Origin of the sequence: Kosakonia sp. LAM2021 (genome assembly GCF_016620385.1) — a bacterium.
In the GTDB taxonomy this organism is placed as follows: domain Bacteria; phylum Pseudomonadota; class Gammaproteobacteria; order Enterobacterales; family Enterobacteriaceae; genus Kosakonia; species Kosakonia sacchari.
In genome coordinates, this window is record NZ_JAENHT010000003.1 from 51,334 (window position 1) to 72,139 (window position 20,806).

Below are 20,806 nucleotides of genomic sequence, written 5' to 3' on the forward strand. Positions count from 1 at the left end.
TTCTGGCGCAAAGCTTTTCACAAAAAGTGAATATGTTTTTTGCCGTGATCGGGTGAGATCTCAATGCGCGCCCGTACCTGAAATACTTCGGACAACATTGCTTCCGTGAGCACCTCATCCGGCGTGCCGCGCGCCACAATCTGCCCTTTTTGCATCACGATCAGCGCATCGCAGAACATGGCCGCATGGTTCAAATCATGGATCGCGACAATGCTGGTAACCGGCAGTTCGCTGATAAGACGCATTAACTGCATTTGATGATGAATGTCGAGATGGTTGGTAGGCTCGTCGAGCAAAATCTCGCTCGGCGCTTGCGCCAGCGCGCGGGCAATATGCACCCGCTGGCGTTCGCCGCCGGAGAGGCTTTGCCAGCCCTGCTCGCTGTGTTCCAGCATGCCCACGCGCTCAAGCGCTGCCGTGACTATCTCATCATCACTGTGCGACCACGGGCTAAACGGCGAGTGGTGCGGAATGCGCCCCAGCTTCACCACATCGCGCACGCGAATATTGGCTTCCGTCGCCGCATGCTGCTCAACAAACGCCACCCGCTGCGCCAGCGCTTTTTTTCTCAGCGTTGCGACATCGCGACCATCCAGCATCACGCTGCCGTCATCCGGGCGGCGCAGCCCGGCGAGAATACGCAGCAGCGAGGATTTCCCTGAACCATTCGGCCCCAGCAGGCCCAGCGTCTGGCCTTTTGCAACCTCAAGCGAGACGTTATCGACGATGGTTTTTTTCCCTGCCCGCCAGCAGAGATTTTTGGCGCTGATACTCATGCGAATCTCCTTGAGCGATAGAGAATAACCGCGAAGAACGGCACACCCACCAGCGCGGTAACCACGCCAACTGGCAGGCTTTGCGGCGCAATCAGCGTGCGCGAGGCAATATCCGCCAGCACCATCAAAATCGCACCGGCCATCGCACACGCCACCAGCAACTGGCGATGCAGCGGCCCAATGAAATAGCGCATCACATGCGGTACCACGAGACCCACAAAGCCAATGGAACCCGCCATGCTGACAATGGTGGCGGTGATGAGCGCGGTAACGGAAAAGAGAATCAAACGTACCGCGCCCACTGGAATACCCAGCGAAGCGGCAGCGTCATCGCCAAAGGTAAAGGCGTCCAGCGCTTTGGCGTGATACAGGCACGCCAGCAGGCCAACAATAACCACGACTAACACCAGCTGGAATTCCGGCCAGCGCACGCCGCTGAAACTGCCCAGCAGCCAGAACATCACATCCCGCGCTTGCTGGGCGCTGGCGGAAGTACTGATGCTGTACGCGGTGATGGCGTTGAAAAGCTGGGAAGCCGCGACACCGGCGAGAATGGTGCGTTCATTGCCGCCGCGCGCGCCGTTGGTTAACACGGCGACAAACAAAAAGGCGGCAAACGCGCCAACAAATGCCCCGGCGGAGAGCGACACCGCGCCCGCGCCAAGACCTAACACCACTACCGACACCGCGCCGGTGGATGCCCCGGCTGACACGCCCAGCACATAAGGTTCTGCCAGCGCGTTTTTCAGCAGGCTTTGCAGCACCGCGCCGCAAATCGCTAACCCGGCGCCGCAGCAGGCGGCAACCAGCGCGCGGCTTAAGCGGAAATCCCAAATCACCGTTTCATGGATGCGGTTCAGCGGCTCACTGGTCAGCCCCAGTTTATTGCTGACGGCGTAAAAGGTGGTTCTGAGCGGAATAGCCAGTTCGCCGACGCCAACGCTGACGGCAATCACCAGCCCGAGCAGCAACAGCGATAACAGCAAGAGTACCGCGTGCTGTGCTTTTTTAAGCGCAGCCGGTGAGGGCGTGGTCATTTATCCAGCCCCAGCTTCTCCAGTTGCGCGCCCACTTGTTCTGCGCCGTAGAACGTGCGGATAGTCGGGTTCATCGCCTGGCCATCCATTACCACGATATGGCCTTTTTTCACCGCCTCAAGCTGGCTGACCGCCGGATCGCTTTTCAGGAATTTGATCTTCTCTTCCGCGCTGTCCAGCGCCCAGCGGTTGCGATCGAGGCTCGAGACAACAATCACGTCCGGGTTAGAAGCAATAATGCTTTCCCAGCTGAGCGTCGGCCACTCGCTTTCTGAGGTGATAGCGCTGTGTCCGCCCAGCAGGTTGGCGATATAACCGGAAGCACTGTTCTTGCCGCCGACATAGGCGTCCGCCGAGGGCGACGCGCTGGAGAACCAGAAGACAAATGACAGGTTTTTCTTGCCGTGGCCGAACGTGCTGCGCAGCGCGTCTTCACGCTGTTTGAACCCGGCAATCAGCTTTTCGCCGCGATCCTGCACATCTAAAATTTCGGCCAGATCGCTGATCTCTTTGTACAGCAGCGACGGGTTCCACAGGGTATGACGGCTGCCGTAAATATCGCCGTTATCCTGTTTGGTTGCGCAGACGCCTGGCGAGAGGTAACTGTTTGCGCCAATGGCGGACAAATCTTCGCGCTTCGCCACTTTGCTATCCGGCCCCAGCAGGATCGGCAACTGGGCGACCACGAAATCTGGCTCCTGGGCAATGATCGACTCAAGTGTTGGGATCTCGACCGTTAACACTTTCACTTTGGCATTTTGCGCGGCCAACTGCGGCAGCACTTTGGTCGGCCAGAACGCGCTGGCCACCATTTTGTCCTGCAAGCCGAGCAGCAACATGATTTCCGCCGTGTTTTGCCCCAGCGCCACCACGCGCTGCGGCGCTTTGTCGAACGTGACCTGCACACCGCAGTTTTCAATGGTCAGCGGATAATGGGTGGCTTGCGCCAGTGCTGAACCCGCAAACAACATACCCAGCGCAAACAACGATTTTTTAAACATTGGCATCATCATGACCTTGAGAAAGGATTAGTTTTGTAAATGCAAATCATTCTTATGGCGGCTCTTATACCGAGCGGCATGAGCCTTGTCAATATGGGGAATTACCCATAAAAACCTTGCGTAAAGTGCGGGATTAAAGAGAGTTGCCAGCAGGAAATTTCCCCGGTATTAAAGACCCTTGCGCGTTTTGCTGACCTGGATCCTTCATGCCTGCCCAAATTTCTGCCCCGTCGAAAGTAACATCGCCGTACCTGCTCGCGGGGAGCCAGCTGATTTTTAATATCGGTTTTTATGCCGTAGTGCCGTTTCTGGCGATCTATTTGCGCGACGATTTGCTGCTTTCCGGATCGCTGATTGGCTTGATCATCGGCCTGCGCACTTTCTCGCAGCAGGGAATGTTTTTATTAGGCGGTGCGTTATCCGACCGCTTTGGCGCAAGGGTCATTATTCTGTGCGGTTGTGTGGTGCGGATAAGCGGGTATCTGCTGCTGGCGTTTGGCGGGGAGTTGCTGCCGGTGGTGCTGGGTGCCTGTTTAACCGGTGTTGGCGGGGCGTTGTTTTCTCCGTCCATCGAAGCGCTGCTGGCGAAAGCGGGCACGCAGAGTGAAAAAGCGGGAAAACGCAGCCGCGCGGAGTGGTTTGCGCTGTTCGCCATTTGCGGCGAGCTGGGCACGGTGCTTGGGCCGCTGCTGGGTTCGCTGCTTGCCGGTTTTGGTTTCCAGCGCGTGGCGCTGGCCGGGGCGGGCGTGTTTGTCGTGGCGCTGCTGGTGCTCTTTTTCTGCCTGCCGGGCGGCAACGGGAAAACGGAAACGCTGCATGTGCTGCCGTGGTGGAAGACCTTTCGCAAACCGCGTTTTGTCGCGTTTATGGTGGCCTACAGCGCCTATCTGTTCAGCTATAACCAGCTTTATCTGGCGTTGCCGGTTGAACTGAGCCGCTCGGGCAGCAGCGAGAAAACCCTCGGCCCGCTCTTTATGCTGGCCTCGGTGCTGATCATCACGTTACAGATGCCGCTGGCGCGGCTTGCCCGCCGTGTTGGCGCAGCGCGCATGTTGCCGCTGGGGTTTGCGCTACTGGCCGCGTCGTTTATCAGCGTTGCGCTGTTTGCCGCGACACCCGCGCCGGAAAACTGGCAGCGTTACGTGCCAGCCGCCTGCATGGTGACGCTGTTAACGCTCGGGCAAATGTTGATTGTTCCGGTGGGAAAAGATCTGGTGCCGTGGTTTGCCGATAACCAGAACCTTGGCGCGCATTATGGCGCACTGGCGTCAATGGGGGGCGTGACGGTGCTGGTGGGTAACTTCCTGCTAGGCGGGCAACTGGATAATGCGTTGACGCCTTCTGCGGCGGCGAGTGTCGCCTGGCTGTGGCTGGCGCTGATCCCGTTGCTCAGCGCACTGGCCATGATATTTATCTGCCGCCCGATGACGCGCCACGCCGGGCGTTAGCTGCCCGGTGTGGCGTAACCGCCAGCGATAAACCACGTCAGAAAGGCGACGGCGACAATAAAAACCAGGATAGGAAACGCAATACCAATTCTCATAACACCTCGTTACGCTGTCGCAGCATGAGCACGCACCAAACCGCATCGTCTGCGGGCAGACAACGTTAGCACAAACGCGGGCAAAAAATTACTTCCTCAGCGGTCAAAAACGGCTGTGATTTGCCTGCTCGACGGTAATTTTCAGGTAGCTATTGGCGATGTGCTCGCGGAAATAGTGTTCCTGCTCGTGGCTCATCAAAAATGCCTGCCAGGTTTTGGGCGGCACGCCAAGATATTGCTCAACCCGACCGTTGCTGTGTTCAAGCTCAAGTACGCTGGAGTTGGGATCGTATCCGGCGGCGCGCAGCGCGCGGCAGGAAAGGGGATGTCTTTTCATAATGTGTTCTGCTCAACGTCAATGTCAAAGTGGCACTTCTGCTATTGCTATCGGCAGCCGGCGCGGAAAATTTACACTGCGACCAGGGATTTAGCGCAGTGCCGTTTACCCTGCGTTTATTAAAACGGTGTGTCAGGCGCAAAAAGGGATGTGCATTGCGCGTCGTTTCGCGGCGTGAATCAGATACAGGCAGGCCGTTTCACCGCATGACTGTAGCCGTTTGGCCGATCGGGAAGAGGGCAGGTGAAAGGCACTTTTACACTCTCTCGCGCGGCGAACCGGTGCGCAAAACGCCATGACGCGCGTTAACGAAAAGGGAATAACCGGTTCAGTGATGTCAGGGATGAATCCACGCGTTAAACAGTGCCCTCACTAAGCAGGAGGGCACGTTTTTCACGGCGAACAGGGGCAGACGATCCGGTTAGCTGAGTAGCGAGATCCAGTCGCTTGGTATATCCGTAAAAAAGGTGGCTTCCTGCGTGGCCGTTCTGGTACCAACGATAACGTATTGGCTTAAATCAGGGTTCACGTTGGTCAAAATATAGTACGGCTTGCGTCCATACATATGCCCTTGATCGGGCAGTTGTGCCCCCACGCTGCCATCGAGATTAAATTCAAAAAACAGCGCACTCTTCGGGACGGTGATGCGATATTTATGTGTGCCATAAGATGCGCCATCTTCGATACATGAGGTCGAGACAGAATCTCCTTTGGCATTACTTATGATATAACCGCCAATATCCGCAAGGCTTTTAAAACCGTTGGTGACAATAAGCTGCTGAATATAAGCAATAGCCTGAGCTGGCGTTCGCCCCCGGCACGATTCAATGCGCGGCTGGAACCCGGTTTTTTGTATTTCAGAAATGACGCGGCTATCACCGCGATAATAAACAGATGGCATCTCTTTATCTCCTCATGATTACGATAGGTGTTTACCGTGCTGTGCTGTTGTTTACTTTTGCTTTATCGGATGTGCCAGCAAAATTAAAAAAGACAGTACGTTTCTCATTGGTGATATACGGTATGCATAGTGACGTCATATTTATAACAACGCTTTTGATGGTGATTTTAATGTTACTCGCTACCGCATTATCATCCGATAACGCCTTAAAGATAACGATAGAAATAAAAAAACAAATCGGGCTTTTGGCGTAGACCTTTTATCCGGGGCGTTTAACGTGTCGACCTGATCGCATCACCTCTGTTCTTTATGCGGAAGGAATAAACGTAATCTCATTGGTTGTGATAAAGATAATGGACTGAATAAAAACATAAAATTCATGGGTGCAGAGCCCCGGTCAACCTAAAAAACGCTGGCGAACTCGCGCCAGTCTTTTTTGGGAAAAAGCATTCATCTTTGCACTGAAGGTCTTTTATTCGTCGTGAGGGGGAGAAACTACGGTAACCTTTTCAGCGTGCAGCTTTATAAATGCATGCACAACAGGGATTACATAAACCACAAATAATAGACAGTTAGCTGAAAATAACAGTGAGGTGTAAATATCGATCGTCAACAAGGTGTCCAGTGAGCCGATTTTTACTATTACATCCAGTATTAACCTGCCGAGCAGGCTGGAAAGATAATAGTGTGCGTAAGAGAGAAACATGAAACAGAATAAAAGCATGTAGTTATAGTTATTACTAATTTTATTAGCCCTGAACGAGGAGTAATAACGGTTTAGTAAAAGTTCTATTTCGTTATTATTCGATGCAAATAACAGCCCTGCAAACACCGAGCACATAACTATTGTGAAGACATTCTGCACCTGGTACGTGAAGGGTAAATCTGCCATCACCGTAGAATATGAGTAAGCATAATAGCCAATCGATAAAACAGACAGCAGTAACAATATTTTTCGTATCATTTTTCTCATCCACGGTTTCCCGCTCAAAGCACATTAATGTATTTACATTGCCAAAGCATTGGCCCACCGATATGGCTAACGGCACACCGCCTGTAAACTTTATGCATAAATTGCAGGTGCGAACGTATCGTAAAGCGAAGAATACCGATGAGTAACATCGGGTGCGCAGGAATGGCGCTGTTGGTTGAAAACAGAGTCAGCAAAGCGCCGGGCTTCATGCGCCTCTTTCGGCATGACAGCCATTTCATGACCACGTGACGCATCACAGAACCCGGACTCACACGAAAAGCAGTCAACTCAAAACACAAGGCATGGGCGGAAGGCTATTTTGCCAGGCGTATTTCTGAAACAATGCGCTTCAGTTTCGCAAATCGAACAGGTGAATAGATGGACAGAGTGATGGCGGTGGTGGTGTTTAATCGCATCTGCGAGCTGGGAAGTTTGAGCGCCGCTTCGCGGGCGCTGGGCATTTCTCGCCCGATGGTCAGCCGCTACCTTGATGAAATGGAAAAATGGGCGGGTGCCCGGCTTATTCACCGTTCGTCTCGCCGTCTGACGCTGACGCCTGCCGGGGAAAATACGTTACAAAAGACGCGGCAACTCGCGCCGCTGTTTGGCGATATTGAAGGGCAATCGACGCGGGAAACGCCTTCCGGCACATTGCGCGTTGCCTGCGCCCACTTCACGGCCAGCCACATTATCGGGCCGGTGCTGCCGGGTTTTCTGGCGCGTTACCCGGCGTTAAGAATCGAAGTTGAAGTGGGAAACCACCCGGTCAATCTCATTGGCGAACGCATTGATTTGGCGATTCGCATCACCAATAACCCGGAAGCAGGGGCAATAGCCACGCGTCTGGGCGAGTGCCGATCGGTGCTTTGTGCATCGGCGGATTACCTGCGTCTGCACGGTACACCGCACACGGTGCACGAGCTTGAGCACCACAATTGTCTGCACTACAGCGGTTTCGCCGGGCAGTCATGGCACTTTACCGACAGCGCACAAAACACGTGGGAAGTGATGGCGAAGGGTAATCTGAGCGCGGGGATCTCCGCGGTGCTGCGTGATGCGGCGATTGCCGGGTGCGGGCTGGCGCTGGTGCCGGAACGGGAAGCGCAGGAAGCGTTGAATAACGGCCAACTGGTCAGGGTATTACCCGATCTCGAACCGCAACGACTGGGGATTTATGGTCTGTACCAGTCTCGCGAACATCAACACGCCGCCCTGCGGTTGTTTATTGATGCTATCCGCCAGCAGTTAACCGGCGCGACAGAATAAATTGCCATTTTATGTGGGGAATTCGCCGCGTAATAACGATGAAAAATCTAAATATAATAGCGGTGTCGCGTACTCGTGCTGGCACTGCGCGGTAGTGCCATTGTTTTTCTTAGGTTTAATCTCATCATCAGCATTTAATTATTTGTGCGGTTGAGGCCAGTCTTATTTGTTTGCCAGCTATTGACGGCTGCGGTTATTTATCGGTTAAATGAAAGCCCGCCCGCTGTGAGTGAAACTAAAATGGTGATGATGAACCTGGCCTTGATAGGCGTGCTGCTGATCGTTATCGCGTATTCTTTTTACAGACACTTTCGACTTGTACGCTCAAGAAAAGTGGGTCAATCGCGTAAATACGGCAAAAAGACTTAACGATATTTAATGTGAATTGCCTTTTTATCCACGGGATAAAAAGGCAATTGCAGGTTGCGGCCTGGTTTTTATTTTGCTGAGTGTTGTGGTTATTTTTCTTTTTTAGCCGTAAGCGACCATTCTATTTATTTGCTCGCCCGGCGGCATAAAAAGTGGATCTTCGCTCGTACTCTCATTTAATGTGGAGTCGGTAAAGGAAAAAATGCTAAACGCATAGAAAATGTCAATCTTTGTACTCGCGGAGATTTTCTTTTTTATGTTGTCCTTGTGCGATGAAACGGTTTTTTTGTTGATGTTTAATAGCGTGGAAATCTCCTCATCACTTTTTTCGTAAATCATCTCCTTAAGGATCGCAATTTCGCGCCTTCCAAGACGAATCGTCTTAACATGCTGGCTGACTCTTCCGTAAACAAATTCGGTTAATATGTCCATTAAAACACTGACCGGAACTTTATCAGGTATCACAATCATTGGTGTATGTGCCAACGTAAAGGGTATGAAATTACCTTTGGTCACCACTAATGTTCCCCGGCCAGAGTAAGGTGCTGTAAAGTTAATTCCAATGTGCAAACCACTGCCGTTTCTGATTTCATTAACTAATTGAGTGATGCCTTTTTTGGTATAAGAACAGGTGATTTTGCATAATATGACATCTATTTTTCTTTCCATATTACACCCTCCTGGAGCGTCTGGATGTGCGTGTGTAAAATTTGCAAGTTTGAAATTTTTCTCAGTCCTTTGTTGTGCTCTTCTATGTCTTCTTTGATCTCTATCATACTGCTAAAAAATTGTTAACTGAGGATTATCTTATTTTTATTTTTAAGCGAAATGCGCATGCGCTGAGATAATTTAGTTTCGCTGAGGAATCTCCCATTTGTTTTCATATTGTCGAGGAATGTCCTATTTTGCGATCCGTTTTTGTGATGGCGATTTAAAGTGCAGATGATCCCAAATAAATATGAGGACAGGATTATGGTGCTTTTAAAATACATTATTATCGCTTTCGTATTTGTTATTTCTGAAATTTGCTACGCAGCGCCCACAGAAGAAGGGAAAGCCGCCGGGGAGAATGCAGCGGAATATGCGGTTGGCAGTTCAGCCGTCACTGGAGTGGCCGTTATTACCGCTGTAACGGGGTTACTTTTATTATCAATGGGGGGCGGAAATGATGGGAGTAATACCTCGACCAGCACCACCACCACGACAACGCCCGCTAATTAACGGTAACGCTTTTTAAAATTCGCCACGCCAGGGTCCTGGAGGGTTTAAAACGGAATGCCCGATCGCACCGGAAGATGTGAGGGGACGCATCATGCCGATGCGAGTCGACAGCAGATCGGCAATCGAAGGTTCAGCGGGAGCGGTGGGAATTGATCAGGGGGACACAGAGGTCCCCCTGATTTTGTTCATGACGCTGCGTTTAATTCAGTATGCCGAGCCTGGCTCGAATGGAACCATAACGCAGGTGATGGGTAAATTCTAATGCATAAACAACGTGCTACGTGTGGCGATCACCACTTCATCTCGCCGCTATTCACTTTTGCGCTCAGTTCCAGTGAACCCGCTTCTGCCAGGTTCGGATAAGCGGCGGTCATTGCTTTAATAACGCCCGCTGAAGTTTTATTCGCTTTCAGTGCCTGCTCGAAGGTATCAAGGTAATTAAGGGTAAACGTAATGGCCTGGTCACCGGCGGGGCGCGCCCCCAGATAATGACCGGGGATCACCTGCTGCGGCTTCAGGTGTTGCATTTCATTCAGCACTTCACGCCACTGCGCACGTGCAGCCGGGGTTTGCGTGTCGGCGCTCCAGACGTGAATGCCGCTGGAAATCGCCGTACCGCCGAGAATGGCTTTATTCGCCGGGATCCAGACATAAGCCGCATAGCTTTGCGGATGGCGCAGCTCCAGCGTTTCACCATCGATAGTAAAGTGTGTTGCCGTGGTCGCTGTCGGTACGGTTAACGTGTGCGGCGCGCCGTCCTTCATCTGCGGTCCCCAGTACGCCAGCTTGGCCTCTTTTGTCGCTTCGATATGTTTCACCACCTCAGGTGAGGCAACCACCTTGACCTGCGGCCAGGCTTTAACGATCGGTTCAAGGCCAAAATAGAAATCCGGATCGCCGGAGGTGATCACCACTTGCTTGAGCGTTTTGCCGCTGGCTTTGATCATCTCCACCAGTTTTTCGCCATCTTTGACGCTGAATTGCGCATCAAACAAAATCGCTTCCGTAGGACCGGAAACCAGCGTCGATGAGACGGCGAAAATCGCCTTTTCCTGCGGGTTGTAAACCTGCAATTGTAACGGTGCGGCAACAGAAGAGGCGCTGGCGAGCATCAGCAATACGCCGGATATTTTACGGTTCATGGAGGAATTCCTTTAACGATATGTTTTTACGAGCGCCATAAATGCATCCGGGTTGCCGTAATACTGGCCAACCGGAAGCAGTGTGTAACGGCCATCTTCCTGTACCAACACGGCGCTGGGGAAACCTGCCCCGGCGGCTTGTGCCATCACCATACGGCCATATTGAATAGCGGCGCGAGCTTCGCTTTCCGCCACCTGGCCGTTGACAACAGGTAGGCCGGTGGCGTGCTGAATCACCTCGTTGACTACCTCATCGCGGGTGATATCACGCCCATCACGATACCAGGCTGTCTGAATGGCGTTCAGAAAGCACAGCGCGTCGGCCGGTTCGCCAAATTGCTGTAAGGCTAACAAGCCGCGAGTGGCAGGCAACGAATCGAGCAGCAATCCATCGCGGGCAAGTAGATCTTCTTTATAAGCACGGCCAAACGGCATACCGGTTAATTTCGCGATTCGATCATCATGTTCATGCACATGAGCGAGCCAGCCGGCGTCCAGCCGGCGGCGCTGCGCGTCGATAAACAGGCCACCGGGCAAAATATGTTGTCGTTCAGTGAAGTGTTCAGCCGTGCGGTTAATCAATGGCAGTGCGCCATAACTCCAGCCGCAGAGCGGATCGATTACCCAGTACAGTCCAGCCTGAAATGCCATGGTTATTCTCTCTTGTTGTGCAGGTGGCGCCCATTGTAGGCGCACTGGCGCCGAAGAGAATTCCCGTAACCGGACATGCAGCGTTTCGTAAAACGATCAGATAACCACGACATAACGAAAAAAATACCGTTATAGCGTGACGTTAGTGCCCGTGCTTCATGTTTCGCGCGGCAGCCCAGTGCTTGTACTGCGCTGGCGTCATGTTGATGAGTTGGTTAAAGGCTTTGCGAAACGCCGTATCTTCCGTATAGCCACACGCGGCGGCGACGTGCCTGATATTGGCTGAGGGGTTTTCAAGCAGCAAACAGGCCGATTCAATACGCACACGCGTAATAAAATGTTTGGGGCTTTCATGGGTTAAATCGGCCAGTTTTCTATGCAAGGTGCGCGGGCTGAGGTTCAACGCGCTGGCGAGTTCTTCGACGGTGATGGCCGGGTTTTCATAGCGGATAAGCTGCTCGGCGCGCAGTAACAGCGGATCAATGGTGTTTAAAAAGCCGCGCGGCGCATAGATTTGCTGGGAGATTGGCTGGCTGTCGGCAACGGTCATATCCGCTGCCATTCTTGCCACTTCGTCCCCGGCATGCTGATGGATAATGTGCAGCGCCAAATCCACCCACGACAGCGGCCCGCCGGTGGTTATCACGTTGCGCTCTTCGATTAACGCTTTTCCCCACACCATTTTGGCGCGCGGATAGCGGGTGCGAAAAGTGGGATACAGCCACCATGTGGTGGCGCACTCTCTGCCATCCAGCAATCCGGCATCACCCAGCAGATACCCCCCTGCACAGGCGCCGCCAATTTTCGCGCCGCGCTGATGCTGTTGACGCAACCACGCGACGGCCTCCGGGCTGGTGAGCGCAGGCAGTTTATTGCCGCCGAGCGCCATGCCGCAGGCCAGAATCACATCGGGCGCACTGATGCTGGCAAACGCGCCATCCACCGCAATCGTACGACCTTGCGCGTCCGCGACCGGTTTCCCGTCAGGGCTGACAATGGCGATCCTGAACCGGCTGGCTTCAGTGCTGGCGGGAAGAAGCTGGTTGGTTATCCAGAACATATCCGCAAGCCCGGTAATCGCAGACATCATGCTACCTGCGGTGGCGACTATCGCTATCTGCATTGTGGTTCTCCGTGTTATGTCTGGTTTTGCCTGTTTAATGTCAAGTTCGCCATCTTACCACGCCAGATTGCCCCGATTACACTCTCCGCATTGTGTTTATCACTTCATCAATACGTGGCGGGAGAGAACATGCGGAACGCTTTTCGCAAAGGAAAACGGTTTATCACGGCGGCGTCATGTGCGGCCATGTTGAGCGTGATGTCGGCGCAGGCTGTCGCACAGCCGATTAAGAATATTGTGTTGGTGCACGGCGCGTTTGCGGACGGCTCCAGTTGGGCCGCCGTGACCGGGCGTTTACAAAAGATGGGCTACCACGTTTCGGCGGTGCAAAACCCGCTGACCTCGCTGGATGATGATGTCGCCGCCACCGAACGTGTGCTGGCGCGCCAGCATGGCGATGTGCTGCTGGTCGGTCATTCATGGGCCGGCGCTGTTATCAGCCAGGCCGGCAATAACAGCCACGTACGGGGGCTGGTCTACCTTTCGGCGCTGGCACCGGCAACGGGGGAATCCGTGACGGATTTACTGGCGCGCCTTAACGCGCCAATGACCGGGCTAGCAGCGGATGCGCAAGGGCTGGTGTGGTTAGATGATGCCAGCCAGTTTCAACAGGTGATGGCCAACGATATCTCAACCGGGAATGTCCAGGCGCTGGCTGCGGTTTCACAACCGATCGCGCTCGCGGCATTTCAGGGAAAAATCACCCATGCCGCCTGGGAAAATAAACCGAGTTGGTATTTTATTACCGAAAACGATCATGCTTTGTTACCCGCCGTTCAGGAGAAAATAGCCAGACAGATCCACGCCACCGTATATAGCGTTAACAGTTCACATTTATCTATGGTTTCGCAACCCGATGCCGTAGCGAAATTTATCGATACTGCCGCTAAGTCCTTTAAATAACTATTGTGTTTATTGTCGGAGAGCATCATGAAGATTCTGCATATTGATTCCAGTATTTCGGGTGACTATTCCGTCACGCGCACACTTTCCGCTGACGTTATACGGGAAATAAAAGCCCATTATCCGCAAGCAGAAATAACCTATCGCGATGTGGTTCGCGACGAAGTAAGCCATTTAACCGCAGATATCGCCGCCGGATTCCGGGTTGTTGCCGGTAGTCAACCGGCAAGTGACAGGCACCCGGAGCACCAGATTTCACAGCAACTGGTTGATGAATTCCTGGCCCATGACCTGATTGTTATCGCGGCACCCATGTATAACTTCTCTGTTTCCAGCCAGTTAAAAGCCTGGCTGGACAGACTTGCGCAACCGGGAAAAACCTTTCAGTACACCGCCACCGGGCCGGTCGGGCTGGCGGAGGGAAAACAGGTATTGATTATTTCGGCGCGCGGCGGCTTTTATTTACAACCACCTTTTGATGGCATGGATTTCCAGGAAAAATATCTGCGTGCGTTTTTTGGTTTCCTGGGTATTGACGCTCTTCATATTATTCGCGCAGAAGGTACCTCGAAAGGTGATGATATAAAAAATCAGCAAATTGCCGCCGCGCGATCGGCTATCAGTAATATTATTGCTGCACTGCCATTAAATTAATCTGCGGGGAATGAATTATGTTATATGCGATTACGCTTAATTACGGTAGTGAACCCGATATTCCTGGCGCATATGTTGATGCGCATAAACTGTGGCTTGGTGAGATGATCAAAAAAGGTCATGTTATTTTCGCCGGGCCTCTGCAAAATAAACCGGGTGGATTTATCCTCGCGACGGCCAGCGACAGCCAGAGCCTGGAAAACGAAATAGAACGCGATCCATTTGTGAAATTTGGCCTGGTTAGCGTCGATATTGCGGTTATCGAGCCCGCTATTTGCTCCATGCATTTCCTGCGTGAATGGGCAGGAGAGGCAAAAGCGCTATAGCTCAATGAGAGTCGGTGCGGGGAGGCAGCGCTCAGCCGCACCCCTTTTGCATTGCGGGTCGTTCATGAGGGGGGACGTTTCCTGCGACGAGCAAACCTCACTCTAAACGTCATTTGGCGTTGCAGAAGGAACATTTCTGACAAAATTATTATTTTCGCGTCATGTTTGCGTAAGTATCACTCCGCTAAGGTAAATGCTCCTGTTCTCAAGGAGGTTTCAACCATGGGTATGCAACACGCGGTAATTCTTGAGATCCAGCAATGGATTGACGATAACCTTGAACGGCCGCTGCGGATCGAGGATGTTGCCACGCGGGCGGGGTATTCGAAATGGCATCTTCAGCGTCTGTTCCAGCAAGTAATCCAGATACCGCTCGGGATTTATATCCGCGAGAAGAAGCTGGAAAGCGCCGCGCATGAACTGCTGGCGACTGAGCAGTCGATTATGGCCATCTCCACCAAATACGGTTATGACTCGCAGCAGACCTTTACACGCACTTTTACACGCAAATACCAGATGCCGCCTGGCGTCTGGCGACGTCAGCATCAGCGCCAGGAAAAGTGGGCGTGATGAAAGGAAAACGAGCGGAAAATGAAGGTGAATAAAAGGCGGCCTGTGCCGCCTTTTGCTGGTTTAGAACTGGTAAACCATACCCACAGCAACCACGTCATCAGTGTTGATGCCGGCGGCGGTGGTGAATTTATCTTCATCAATCAGGTTGATTTTATAATCAACAAACATGTTGAAGTTCTTGTTGAAGTAGTACGTGGCGCCGAGATCGACATATTTTTCGATGTCCTGATCGCCATATTTATCGCCCGCGCTGTTGCTGCCAATATTCTTACCTTTCAGCGCGTTATACGCCACGAATGGCTGCAAGCCAAAATCGAACTGGTAACTGGCGTACGCTTCAAAAATCTGCGATTCGTTGGCGTAGCCGTAGGCGGTTGTCGTATCGGAAGCACTGCCAAAACGCGAAGCGTTATAAGCCTGAGTAAACATCGCCGCCAGATAGATATTATTGGCGTCATATTTAATCGCGCCAGAATAGGCTTCGGCGCGATCGCCATCACCGAGAATATTGGTGGCGGTATTTTGTTCTTCGGTACGTTTAGCGCTGGTCATGGCACCGACAACGCTTACGCCCGCGCCGATGTTATATTCCACGGATAAGCCGTAGCCGTCGCCGTTTTGACGTAATACATTTCGACCGGCGCCGGATTCGCCGCCGCCATCATTTTTACCCTGGTACTGCAGGGAGAAATTCAGGCCGTCAACCAGGCCGAAGAAATCCGTATTACGGTAGGTCAGCATGCCGCTGCCACGGCTAAACATAAATTGGTCAGAACCGTACGTCATGCCATCGAATTCTGGCTGCATATCGGTATAACCGAGGGAGTCATATAAAACACCTTTGTTACGGCCATAATCCACTGAACCGTAATTGGCGAATTTTAAACCGGCGAAGCCATAACGTGTGCGTGGCGTATTGGTATCACCTTCCGATTTATTGGCGTCAATATGCATCTGCCACTGGCCGTAGCCGGTCAGTTGGTCGTTAATCTGTGTTTCACCGCGAAAGCCAAGACGCATATAAGTTTGGTCGCCATCCCAGCCGCTGTTATCAGAAAAATAATGTTCTGCTGATACCAAACCATATAAGTCTAACTTATTACCGTCTTTATTATATATTTCCGCCGCCTGTACTGACGAGCACAGTACCGCAGCAGAGACGAAAAGACTCAGTTGAGAGATTTTCATATAAATAAACCCTTGATGTTTGCCACTGTGTTTTTTAATAACAACAAGAATACATTGCCACTTATGAGAGTGGCTCATGGATTATTCAGGTTGTAAGATATTGTTTATCACCTGAGTTCTTATTGTGTAAATATTTAAATTTGTTTTAGCACATATTGACAAATATCGGCTGGAACTTTTTTTTTGGGGCTTTTTTTAATCGCACAGATCGCTAATATCAACCATCATTTGATCGGTTACCGTTAAGACGCTTTATTAACCTCATTGCATTTTTTGTGTCTACTGTTACTTTTTTCTCTATCCGGGGGGGTAATTCCCCCGGCTTTTATTGGCGAAATGTGCGATTAAATATGCGGGTTGTTTGAGTGGTTATTTTAAGTGGCTGATAGCAGCGGGTGTTTAATTATTAAATATCTGCCGCTGCTGCATGGTGAATTTTTATGAAGCTGCAGCGCTTTTATGCGTGGCGAATAATAAAGCGTATCGATTAAGTGGTAGGGCTCATTGTGGCTATGAGTACAATTCATTAAAAATGAATGACTCTGGCGTTTATTAACATAAACAGAGGTGATCCGCTTCACAATCAGAGCCCTTTGGTTGCGGGATTAGTGAATTATAGACATATATTTACATGCGGCCGAAGTGTAGCATAAACGCTATTTTCAAGGTTTGGGAATGAGGCAGAAATGCTGAAAGATAATTTTAACGATCTCTTCTATTTAATTGTGGTGGCCCGTGAACGCAGTTTTACTCGTGCGGCAGCAAAATTAGGCGTCTCGCAATCGGCGCTCAGCCATGCTATTCGCGGGCTGGAAGAGCGTCTGCAAATTCGTCTGCTTACCCGTACCACGCGCAGTGTCGCACCCACCGATGCAGGCGAGGCATTAATTAATAGCATTGGCCCGCGCTTTAAAGAGATTGAGGAAGAACTGATTGCCTTAACCGATATGCGCGATCGCGTTGCCGGCAATATCCGCATTACGCTTGGCGAGCACGCGTTGCATTCTACGGTATGGCCAGCCATCAAGCCTTTTTTAGACGCTTACCCCGATGTGAAAGTGGAATTAACCATCGATAACACCCTGACGGATATTGTCTCTGAGCGCTACGATGCCGGCATTCGCCTTGGTGAACAGGTTGCCAGAGATATGGTCGCGGTGCGAATTGGCCCCGACTGGCGCATGGTGGTGGTTGGCTCGCCGGGTTATTTTTCCCGCCATGGTAAACCGCAAACGCCGCATGATTTACAGCAGCACAACTGTATTAATATGCGCCTGCCGACGCTCGGCGGGCTCTATGCCTGGGAGTTTTCCAGAGACGGTCAGCCAATGCGCGTGCGCGTGGAAGGGCAATTAACCTTTAATAATCTGGCTTCCAGAATCGAAGCGGCAACCAGCGGTATGGGGCTGGCGCTGGTACCGGAAGATTGCGTGGCGCAGGCGGTTAACGAAGGCAAACTTGCAACGGTGCTTGACGACTGGTGTGAACCGTTCCCCGGCTATTACCTCTATTATCCCAGCCGCAAACAGCACACTGCCGCGTTTACCTTATTGATTGACGCGCTGCGTTACGCTTAATTATCTGTACTGACAGGGCGGGGTAATCAACCGCGAGGTATTGCTGAAAAAACGTCTCCCGGCAATAAAGCGTCAGCACCTTTTCCGGCGGAATAAGATACCCTTTCCCGGCTACGCGCAGAATAAAATCATCGGACAAACCGAATACCGCCAGTTTACGCTTCAGGTTGTTCATCACCTGCCACAGTCGCTGGCTTGAACAACTCAATCCGTTATTTTCCCATACCTGAATCTGCAGCGTTTTGTCGGCTACAATATTCCCCACGGCGTGTGCCAGCAGATAGGTCAACAGGTTGTTCATGGTGTTACGTAAATAGGTGCAGCTACCGGGGATCGCGCAGGTCGTCAGACTTTGCTTATAAGGCACGAATTCCACTTGATATTCGTTACCGAGGCGATATCCATATACCGTTAACTTTTCCATGATGCGCGTCCAGTGATCAGCCGAGTGAACCAAAGCAGCGGTGTACATACACCCTACTGATTAAATCGGCTGTCTGGCGCGAAAACTGAAATGATCAGTTGACGTTTGACGGGATAGCGTTAGTCCATTTGGTGGCGGCTTTAATCAATTCCGCCACCATGCTGCGGTTAAAACCCAGCCGATGGCCGAGCGCGCTGACCTCTTCCCAGTTGTGATTTTCGTACAGCTCAATCAGTTGCAGATAAGGGTAGAGCGGCCCTTTTTGCTCTTTAAGCGCCATCATTACGCTGGCGGAGATATCAATCTGGCTTAACAAATCTGCCATCGGCATTTCAAAAATGCTGTCGAGCTGTGAAAACAGACCGACGATAAACGCGTCATCGGCGGAGTGACGGCTGATGGAGTGCGCCGAGGCCAGCTCGCAAAATTTGGCGCGGATCAGGCTCTGGTAGTAAATGTCGTCGGTCTTTACTTTGTTGACCGAGGTCAGGCAGGAAACCAGCACAAAGCGGCGTAACTCGTTGGTGCCAAGGTAAAAAATAACGTCCTTTAACGACTGGCTGCGGAAGTTTTTAATCCCGCGCGCGTTGAAGACAATATTTTGTGCATAGCGCATGATCTTAAACGACAGCGCCAGATCCTGTTTCAGCAGGGCTTCGATTCGGCCAAAATCCGGCGAATCGGCATTCACCTCTTTCATCAGTTTTAAGGTGATTTCCTGATTCTGAAACAGTTTATTGGCTGAGTGGATCACCGGCTTGCTGAAAAAATGCCCCTGAAACAGCGTGCAGCCCATATTGCGAAAACACTCGTACTCTTCCTGGGTTTCCACCTTTTCGGCAAGAAATATCGTGTCTTTCAGCAAATGGGCTTTGTCATTGATATAGCCGCTAATCTCGTCGGGCGTATTTTCCCGCACGTCGAATTTGATGATGCTGATATAAGGTAAAAAGGCGTTCCAGGTGTCGCCTAACGCGAAGTCATCCAGTGCGATGCGAAAACCTTGCGCAGAGAGTTTTTTTACCGTGTTGAGCAACTGAGGCGTGGGTTTGGCGGTTTCGAGGATTTCCACAATCACGCGATCTTTTGGCAAGGTTTCCGCCATTCCCTGCACCAGCAGTTCATAGGGGAAGTTAACGAAGATCGCGCTGTACTCTTTCAGGCGGCCCAGCGGCGCGCCGAGAAACTGTTCGACAATAATTTGGGCAGTGGCGTACTCCGGCGTAACGTCGGGAAACCGGTTCGTCATACTGTCTCTGAACAACAACTCGTAACCGACTGTGTTCATATTTGCATCAAAAATCGCCTGCCGGGCGACAAAAGAGAACATGCGATACTCCACTTACAGATGCCTGCAAATCATAAAATAGTCGGTAAAACGCAAATCTGAACCGGTCAATCCGCGCCATTTTTACGCAGGGTAAAATGGAAGCCTGGACGAAAACAGGAAAGACGCAAGTCGGACTTAAGGAAGGCAGTATCTTTTGTAAACGTCTGAAGGATTTAAGTCAAATTCCGAATGGCGCAATCATACCGCATTGCCTCTTTTATCGACAACTGCGGCGAAAAATTCATCAATTTTGCGTTCGCATCGCGATGCGCGTCACGCTTCGTCTGTTTTTATTCGGCACGCAAATTGTCGTCCCTTGCTGACGAGTGACCGCTGTCACGCGGGTTTGCGCGAAGATCCGGCAAATTATGACCAGCATCAAAAAACCGAAAATTGCAACGAAAAGGCTATTGTTAAGAACATTCCGATGGACTATTGTGGTCTCACCCCATAAAGAGCTAACGCCACCTAAAAGAGTGAGTGCCGGAGATAAGCGCCGGGCGGGGTAAAACGATTAAACACCCAGGAAAAAAGAATAAAAGCAGGCCCCGGCATTTATGCCGGGGCGTTTTATTTTGTGGCCCAGTACAACCCAGGTTTAATCCCGGTCGATGGCAAACGGCTGCCATGCCTGGCGCACCGGCATCACTTCTACACGGTTAATATTCATATGATCCGGCAGGGTGGCGATGTAGAACATCTGCCCGGCAATATCCTGCGCGCTGAGCGGCGTTGTGCCGCGATACAAATTATCAGACGCCGCCTTGTCACCTTTGGTGCGTACCAGGGTAAATTCCGTTTCGGCAATTCCCGGCGCAAGATCGGTTACCCGCACGCCCGTTCCCAGCAAATCGCAGCGCAGGTTGTAGCTAAACTGCTTCACAAAAGCTTTGGTCGCGCCATACACATGGCTTCCGGGGTAGGGCCACTGCCCGGCGATAGAGCCAATATTGATAATCGATGCCCCCGCACCATGCGCAATCAGCGTTGGCAGCAGCGCGTGTGTCACGTTCACCAGCCCGGTGACATTGGTGTCGATCATTGTTTGCCAGTCCTGCAACTCCACTTTCTGGGCGGGTTGCGGGGCGAGCGCCAGCCCGGCGTTATTGATAAGCGTTGTGATATCGGCAAATTGCGCAGGCAGTTCGGCCACCGCTTTTTTTACCGCGGCGTTATCGCGGACATCCAGTTCAATAGTGTGCACCGGCACCTTGCCATGCAGCCGTTCTTTTAGGTTTTCCAGACGCGTGAGCCGACGCCCGCTCAATACCAGCGCCCATCCGGCATCGGCAAAAACCTGCGCCGCCGCTTCGCCAAATCCGGATGTCGCGCCGGTAATGAACACCACGTTTTTCGCTGCCATTGTTCTCTTCTCCTGTGCAGGGTTATTGCGCCACTATAAAAACCCTCACGCCTGCCAGACAGTGCCAGTTACGCCACTGACGTGTGACACGGGTGTCACATCCCGCGAAGCCGACTGGCTCTACCCGC

22 protein-coding genes are annotated in these 20,806 nt (G+C 51.8%); 8 read left to right on the top strand and 14 right to left on the bottom strand.

Annotation, left to right across the window (positions count from 1 at the left end; translation table 11 throughout):
• Positions 1–17: 17 nt before the first annotated feature.
• The 3 genes from JKP81_RS09010 to JKP81_RS09020 are packed head-to-tail and all read right to left on the bottom strand — an operon-like array spanning position 18 to position 2,814.
• Positions 18–776 (bottom strand): ABC transporter ATP-binding protein, encoded by a 759-nt coding sequence (locus tag JKP81_RS09010; RefSeq protein WP_200551461.1) that lies wholly within the window; start codon positions 774–776, stop codon positions 18–20.
• On the bottom strand, positions 773–1,813 hold the full coding sequence (locus tag JKP81_RS09015) for an iron ABC transporter permease (RefSeq protein ID WP_200551462.1): 1,041 nt from the start codon (positions 1,811–1,813) through the stop codon (positions 773–775). Before JKP81_RS09015 ends, JKP81_RS09010 begins: the two co-directional genes overlap by 4 nt.
• Complete coding sequence (locus JKP81_RS09020; RefSeq protein WP_200551463.1) at positions 1,810–2,814, bottom strand: ABC transporter substrate-binding protein; 1,005 nt, start codon at positions 2,812–2,814, stop codon at positions 1,810–1,812. Before JKP81_RS09020 ends, JKP81_RS09015 begins: the two co-directional genes overlap by 4 nt.
• Before the next feature lie 206 nt (positions 2,815–3,020).
• On the opposite strand from JKP81_RS09020, the gene JKP81_RS09025 reads away from it, so the two are divergent.
• Positions 3,021–4,262 carry an MFS transporter gene (locus tag JKP81_RS09025; RefSeq protein WP_200551464.1) on the top strand — a complete coding sequence of 414 codons (1,242 nt, stop codon included), beginning with the start codon at positions 3,021–3,023 and terminating at the stop codon, positions 4,260–4,262.
• On the opposite strand, the gene JKP81_RS09030 is transcribed toward JKP81_RS09025, so the two are convergent.
• The 3 genes from JKP81_RS09030 to JKP81_RS09040 all read right to left on the bottom strand — a co-directional run bounded on the left by JKP81_RS09030 (position 4,259) and on the right by JKP81_RS09040 (position 5,595).
• Entirely contained in the window at positions 4,259–4,357 is a 99-nt protein-coding gene (locus tag JKP81_RS09030; RefSeq protein WP_017455774.1) for a YoaK family small membrane protein, read from the bottom strand. The genes JKP81_RS09025 and JKP81_RS09030 overlap by 4 nt on opposite strands.
• Positions 4,358–4,460: 103 nt before the next feature.
• The gene (locus JKP81_RS09035; RefSeq protein WP_200551465.1) at positions 4,461–4,694 is read right to left on the bottom strand and encodes a KTSC domain-containing protein; all 234 of its coding nucleotides are present in this window, start codon (positions 4,692–4,694) and stop codon (positions 4,461–4,463) included.
• A gap of 421 nt (positions 4,695–5,115) precedes the next feature.
• Positions 5,116–5,595, bottom strand: coding sequence for a hypothetical protein (locus JKP81_RS09040; protein ID WP_200551466.1), 480 nt, complete (start codon positions 5,593–5,595; stop codon positions 5,116–5,118).
• Positions 5,596–6,946: 1,351 nt separating this feature from the next.
• Between JKP81_RS09040 and JKP81_RS09045 the strand changes: the two genes are divergently transcribed.
• A complete protein-coding gene (locus JKP81_RS09045) occupies positions 6,947–7,834 on the top strand; it encodes a LysR family transcriptional regulator (protein WP_200551467.1) in 888 nt (295 codons plus the stop codon).
• Between the two features lie 471 nt (positions 7,835–8,305).
• On the opposite strand, the gene JKP81_RS09050 is transcribed toward JKP81_RS09045, so the two are convergent.
• A complete protein-coding gene (locus tag JKP81_RS09050) occupies positions 8,306–8,872 on the bottom strand; it encodes a helix-turn-helix transcriptional regulator (RefSeq protein ID WP_200551468.1) in 567 nt (188 codons plus the stop codon).
• A 273-nt stretch (positions 8,873–9,145) separates the two neighbouring features.
• On the opposite strand from JKP81_RS09050, the gene yjbE reads away from it, so the two are divergent.
• Positions 9,146–9,424 (top strand): exopolysaccharide production protein YjbE, encoded by a 279-nt coding sequence (gene yjbE / locus JKP81_RS09055; protein ID WP_234455581.1) that lies wholly within the window; start codon positions 9,146–9,148, stop codon positions 9,422–9,424.
• Positions 9,425–9,714: 290 nt separating this feature from the next.
• On the opposite strand, the gene JKP81_RS09060 is transcribed toward yjbE, so the two are convergent.
• The 3 genes from JKP81_RS09060 to JKP81_RS09070 form a co-directional block, all read right to left on the bottom strand.
• Positions 9,715–10,566, bottom strand: a complete 852-nt coding sequence (locus tag JKP81_RS09060; protein ID WP_200551469.1) for a Vmh family MBL fold metallo-hydrolase — start codon at positions 10,564–10,566, stop codon at positions 9,715–9,717.
• Between the two features lie 12 nt (positions 10,567–10,578).
• Positions 10,579–11,217 carry a DsbA family protein gene (locus JKP81_RS09065; protein WP_200551470.1) on the bottom strand — a complete coding sequence of 213 codons (639 nt, stop codon included), beginning with the start codon at positions 11,215–11,217 and terminating at the stop codon, positions 10,579–10,581.
• Positions 11,218–11,359: 142 nt separating this feature from the next.
• Positions 11,360–12,340 (bottom strand): GlxA family transcriptional regulator, encoded by a 981-nt coding sequence (locus JKP81_RS09070; protein WP_200551471.1) that lies wholly within the window; start codon positions 12,338–12,340, stop codon positions 11,360–11,362.
• Between the two features lie 129 nt (positions 12,341–12,469).
• On the opposite strand from JKP81_RS09070, the gene JKP81_RS09075 reads away from it, so the two are divergent.
• The 4 genes from JKP81_RS09075 to JKP81_RS09090 all read left to right on the top strand — a co-directional run bounded on the left by JKP81_RS09075 (position 12,470) and on the right by JKP81_RS09090 (position 14,793).
• Positions 12,470–13,243 (top strand): alpha/beta fold hydrolase, encoded by a 774-nt coding sequence (locus JKP81_RS09075; protein ID WP_200551472.1) that lies wholly within the window; start codon positions 12,470–12,472, stop codon positions 13,241–13,243.
• 27 nt (positions 13,244–13,270) lie between these two features.
• Complete coding sequence (locus JKP81_RS09080; protein WP_200551473.1) at positions 13,271–13,897, top strand: FMN-dependent NADH-azoreductase; 627 nt, start codon at positions 13,271–13,273, stop codon at positions 13,895–13,897.
• Between the two features lie 17 nt (positions 13,898–13,914).
• Positions 13,915–14,223 (top strand): YciI family protein, encoded by a 309-nt coding sequence (locus JKP81_RS09085; RefSeq protein WP_200551474.1) that lies wholly within the window; start codon positions 13,915–13,917, stop codon positions 14,221–14,223.
• Between the two features lie 222 nt (positions 14,224–14,445).
• Entirely contained in the window at positions 14,446–14,793 is a 348-nt protein-coding gene (locus tag JKP81_RS09090) for a helix-turn-helix domain-containing protein (RefSeq protein ID WP_200551475.1), read from the top strand.
• Positions 14,794–14,856: 63 nt separating this feature from the next.
• Here the strand turns inward: JKP81_RS09090 and ompC are convergent, their stop codons facing one another.
• Complete coding sequence (gene ompC, locus JKP81_RS09095; RefSeq protein WP_097400525.1) at positions 14,857–15,984, bottom strand: porin OmpC; 1,128 nt, start codon at positions 15,982–15,984, stop codon at positions 14,857–14,859.
• A 686-nt stretch (positions 15,985–16,670) separates the two neighbouring features.
• On the opposite strand from ompC, the gene JKP81_RS09100 reads away from it, so the two are divergent.
• The gene (locus JKP81_RS09100; protein ID WP_200551476.1) at positions 16,671–17,561 is read left to right on the top strand and encodes a LysR family transcriptional regulator; all 891 of its coding nucleotides are present in this window, start codon (positions 16,671–16,673) and stop codon (positions 17,559–17,561) included.
• Here JKP81_RS09100 and JKP81_RS09105 read toward each other — a convergent pair.
• The 3 genes from JKP81_RS09105 to JKP81_RS09115 form a co-directional block, all read right to left on the bottom strand.
• Entirely contained in the window at positions 17,527–17,985 is a 459-nt protein-coding gene (locus tag JKP81_RS09105) for a winged helix-turn-helix domain-containing protein (RefSeq protein ID WP_234455576.1), read from the bottom strand. The genes JKP81_RS09100 and JKP81_RS09105 overlap by 35 nt on opposite strands.
• A gap of 94 nt (positions 17,986–18,079) precedes the next feature.
• The gene (locus tag JKP81_RS09110; RefSeq protein WP_200551478.1) at positions 18,080–19,315 is read right to left on the bottom strand and encodes an EAL and HDOD domain-containing protein; all 1,236 of its coding nucleotides are present in this window, start codon (positions 19,313–19,315) and stop codon (positions 18,080–18,082) included.
• Positions 19,316–19,913: 598 nt separating this feature from the next.
• On the bottom strand, positions 19,914–20,678 hold the full coding sequence (locus JKP81_RS09115; RefSeq protein ID WP_200551479.1) for an SDR family NAD(P)-dependent oxidoreductase: 765 nt from the start codon (positions 20,676–20,678) through the stop codon (positions 19,914–19,916).
• Positions 20,679–20,806 lie beyond the last annotated feature (128 nt).

What these genes read in the sequence shown, in the direction of transcription:
- JKP81_RS09010 (WP_200551461.1), bottom strand. Translation starts at nt 776, where the DNA reads ATGAGTATCAGCGCCAAAAATCTCTGCTGGCGGGCAGGGAAAAAAACC.
- JKP81_RS09015 (WP_200551462.1), bottom strand. Translation starts at nt 1,813, where the DNA reads ATGACCACGCCCTCACCGGCTGCGCTTAAAAAAGCACAGCACGCGGTA.
- JKP81_RS09020 (WP_200551463.1), bottom strand. Translation starts at nt 2,814, where the DNA reads ATGTTTAAAAAATCGTTGTTTGCGCTGGGTATGTTGTTTGCGGGTTCA.
- JKP81_RS09025 (WP_200551464.1), top strand. Translation starts at nt 3,021, where the DNA reads ATGCCTGCCCAAATTTCTGCCCCGTCGAAAGTAACATCGCCGTACCTG.
- JKP81_RS09030 (WP_017455774.1), bottom strand. Translation starts at nt 4,357, where the DNA reads ATGAGAATTGGTATTGCGTTTCCTATCCTGGTTTTTATTGTCGCCGTC.
- JKP81_RS09035 (WP_200551465.1), bottom strand. Translation starts at nt 4,694, where the DNA reads ATGAAAAGACATCCCCTTTCCTGCCGCGCGCTGCGCGCCGCCGGATAC.
- JKP81_RS09040 (WP_200551466.1), bottom strand. Translation starts at nt 5,595, where the DNA reads ATGCCATCTGTTTATTATCGCGGTGATAGCCGCGTCATTTCTGAAATA.
- JKP81_RS09045 (WP_200551467.1), top strand. Translation starts at nt 6,947, where the DNA reads ATGGACAGAGTGATGGCGGTGGTGGTGTTTAATCGCATCTGCGAGCTG.
- JKP81_RS09050 (WP_200551468.1), bottom strand. Translation starts at nt 8,872, where the DNA reads ATGGAAAGAAAAATAGATGTCATATTATGCAAAATCACCTGTTCTTAT.
- yjbE (WP_234455581.1), top strand. Translation starts at nt 9,146, where the DNA reads ATGATCCCAAATAAATATGAGGACAGGATTATGGTGCTTTTAAAATAC.
- JKP81_RS09060 (WP_200551469.1), bottom strand. Translation starts at nt 10,566, where the DNA reads ATGAACCGTAAAATATCCGGCGTATTGCTGATGCTCGCCAGCGCCTCT.
- JKP81_RS09065 (WP_200551470.1), bottom strand. Translation starts at nt 11,217, where the DNA reads ATGGCATTTCAGGCTGGACTGTACTGGGTAATCGATCCGCTCTGCGGC.
- JKP81_RS09070 (WP_200551471.1), bottom strand. Translation starts at nt 12,340, where the DNA reads ATGCAGATAGCGATAGTCGCCACCGCAGGTAGCATGATGTCTGCGATT.
- JKP81_RS09075 (WP_200551472.1), top strand. Translation starts at nt 12,470, where the DNA reads ATGCGGAACGCTTTTCGCAAAGGAAAACGGTTTATCACGGCGGCGTCA.
- JKP81_RS09080 (WP_200551473.1), top strand. Translation starts at nt 13,271, where the DNA reads ATGAAGATTCTGCATATTGATTCCAGTATTTCGGGTGACTATTCCGTC.
- JKP81_RS09085 (WP_200551474.1), top strand. Translation starts at nt 13,915, where the DNA reads ATGTTATATGCGATTACGCTTAATTACGGTAGTGAACCCGATATTCCT.
- JKP81_RS09090 (WP_200551475.1), top strand. Translation starts at nt 14,446, where the DNA reads ATGGGTATGCAACACGCGGTAATTCTTGAGATCCAGCAATGGATTGAC.
- ompC (WP_097400525.1), bottom strand. Translation starts at nt 15,984, where the DNA reads ATGAAAATCTCTCAACTGAGTCTTTTCGTCTCTGCTGCGGTACTGTGC.
- JKP81_RS09100 (WP_200551476.1), top strand. Translation starts at nt 16,671, where the DNA reads ATGCTGAAAGATAATTTTAACGATCTCTTCTATTTAATTGTGGTGGCC.
- JKP81_RS09105 (WP_234455576.1), bottom strand. Translation starts at nt 17,985, where the DNA reads ATGGAAAAGTTAACGGTATATGGATATCGCCTCGGTAACGAATATCAA.
- JKP81_RS09110 (WP_200551478.1), bottom strand. Translation starts at nt 19,315, where the DNA reads ATGTTCTCTTTTGTCGCCCGGCAGGCGATTTTTGATGCAAATATGAAC.
- JKP81_RS09115 (WP_200551479.1), bottom strand. Translation starts at nt 20,678, where the DNA reads ATGGCAGCGAAAAACGTGGTGTTCATTACCGGCGCGACATCCGGATTT.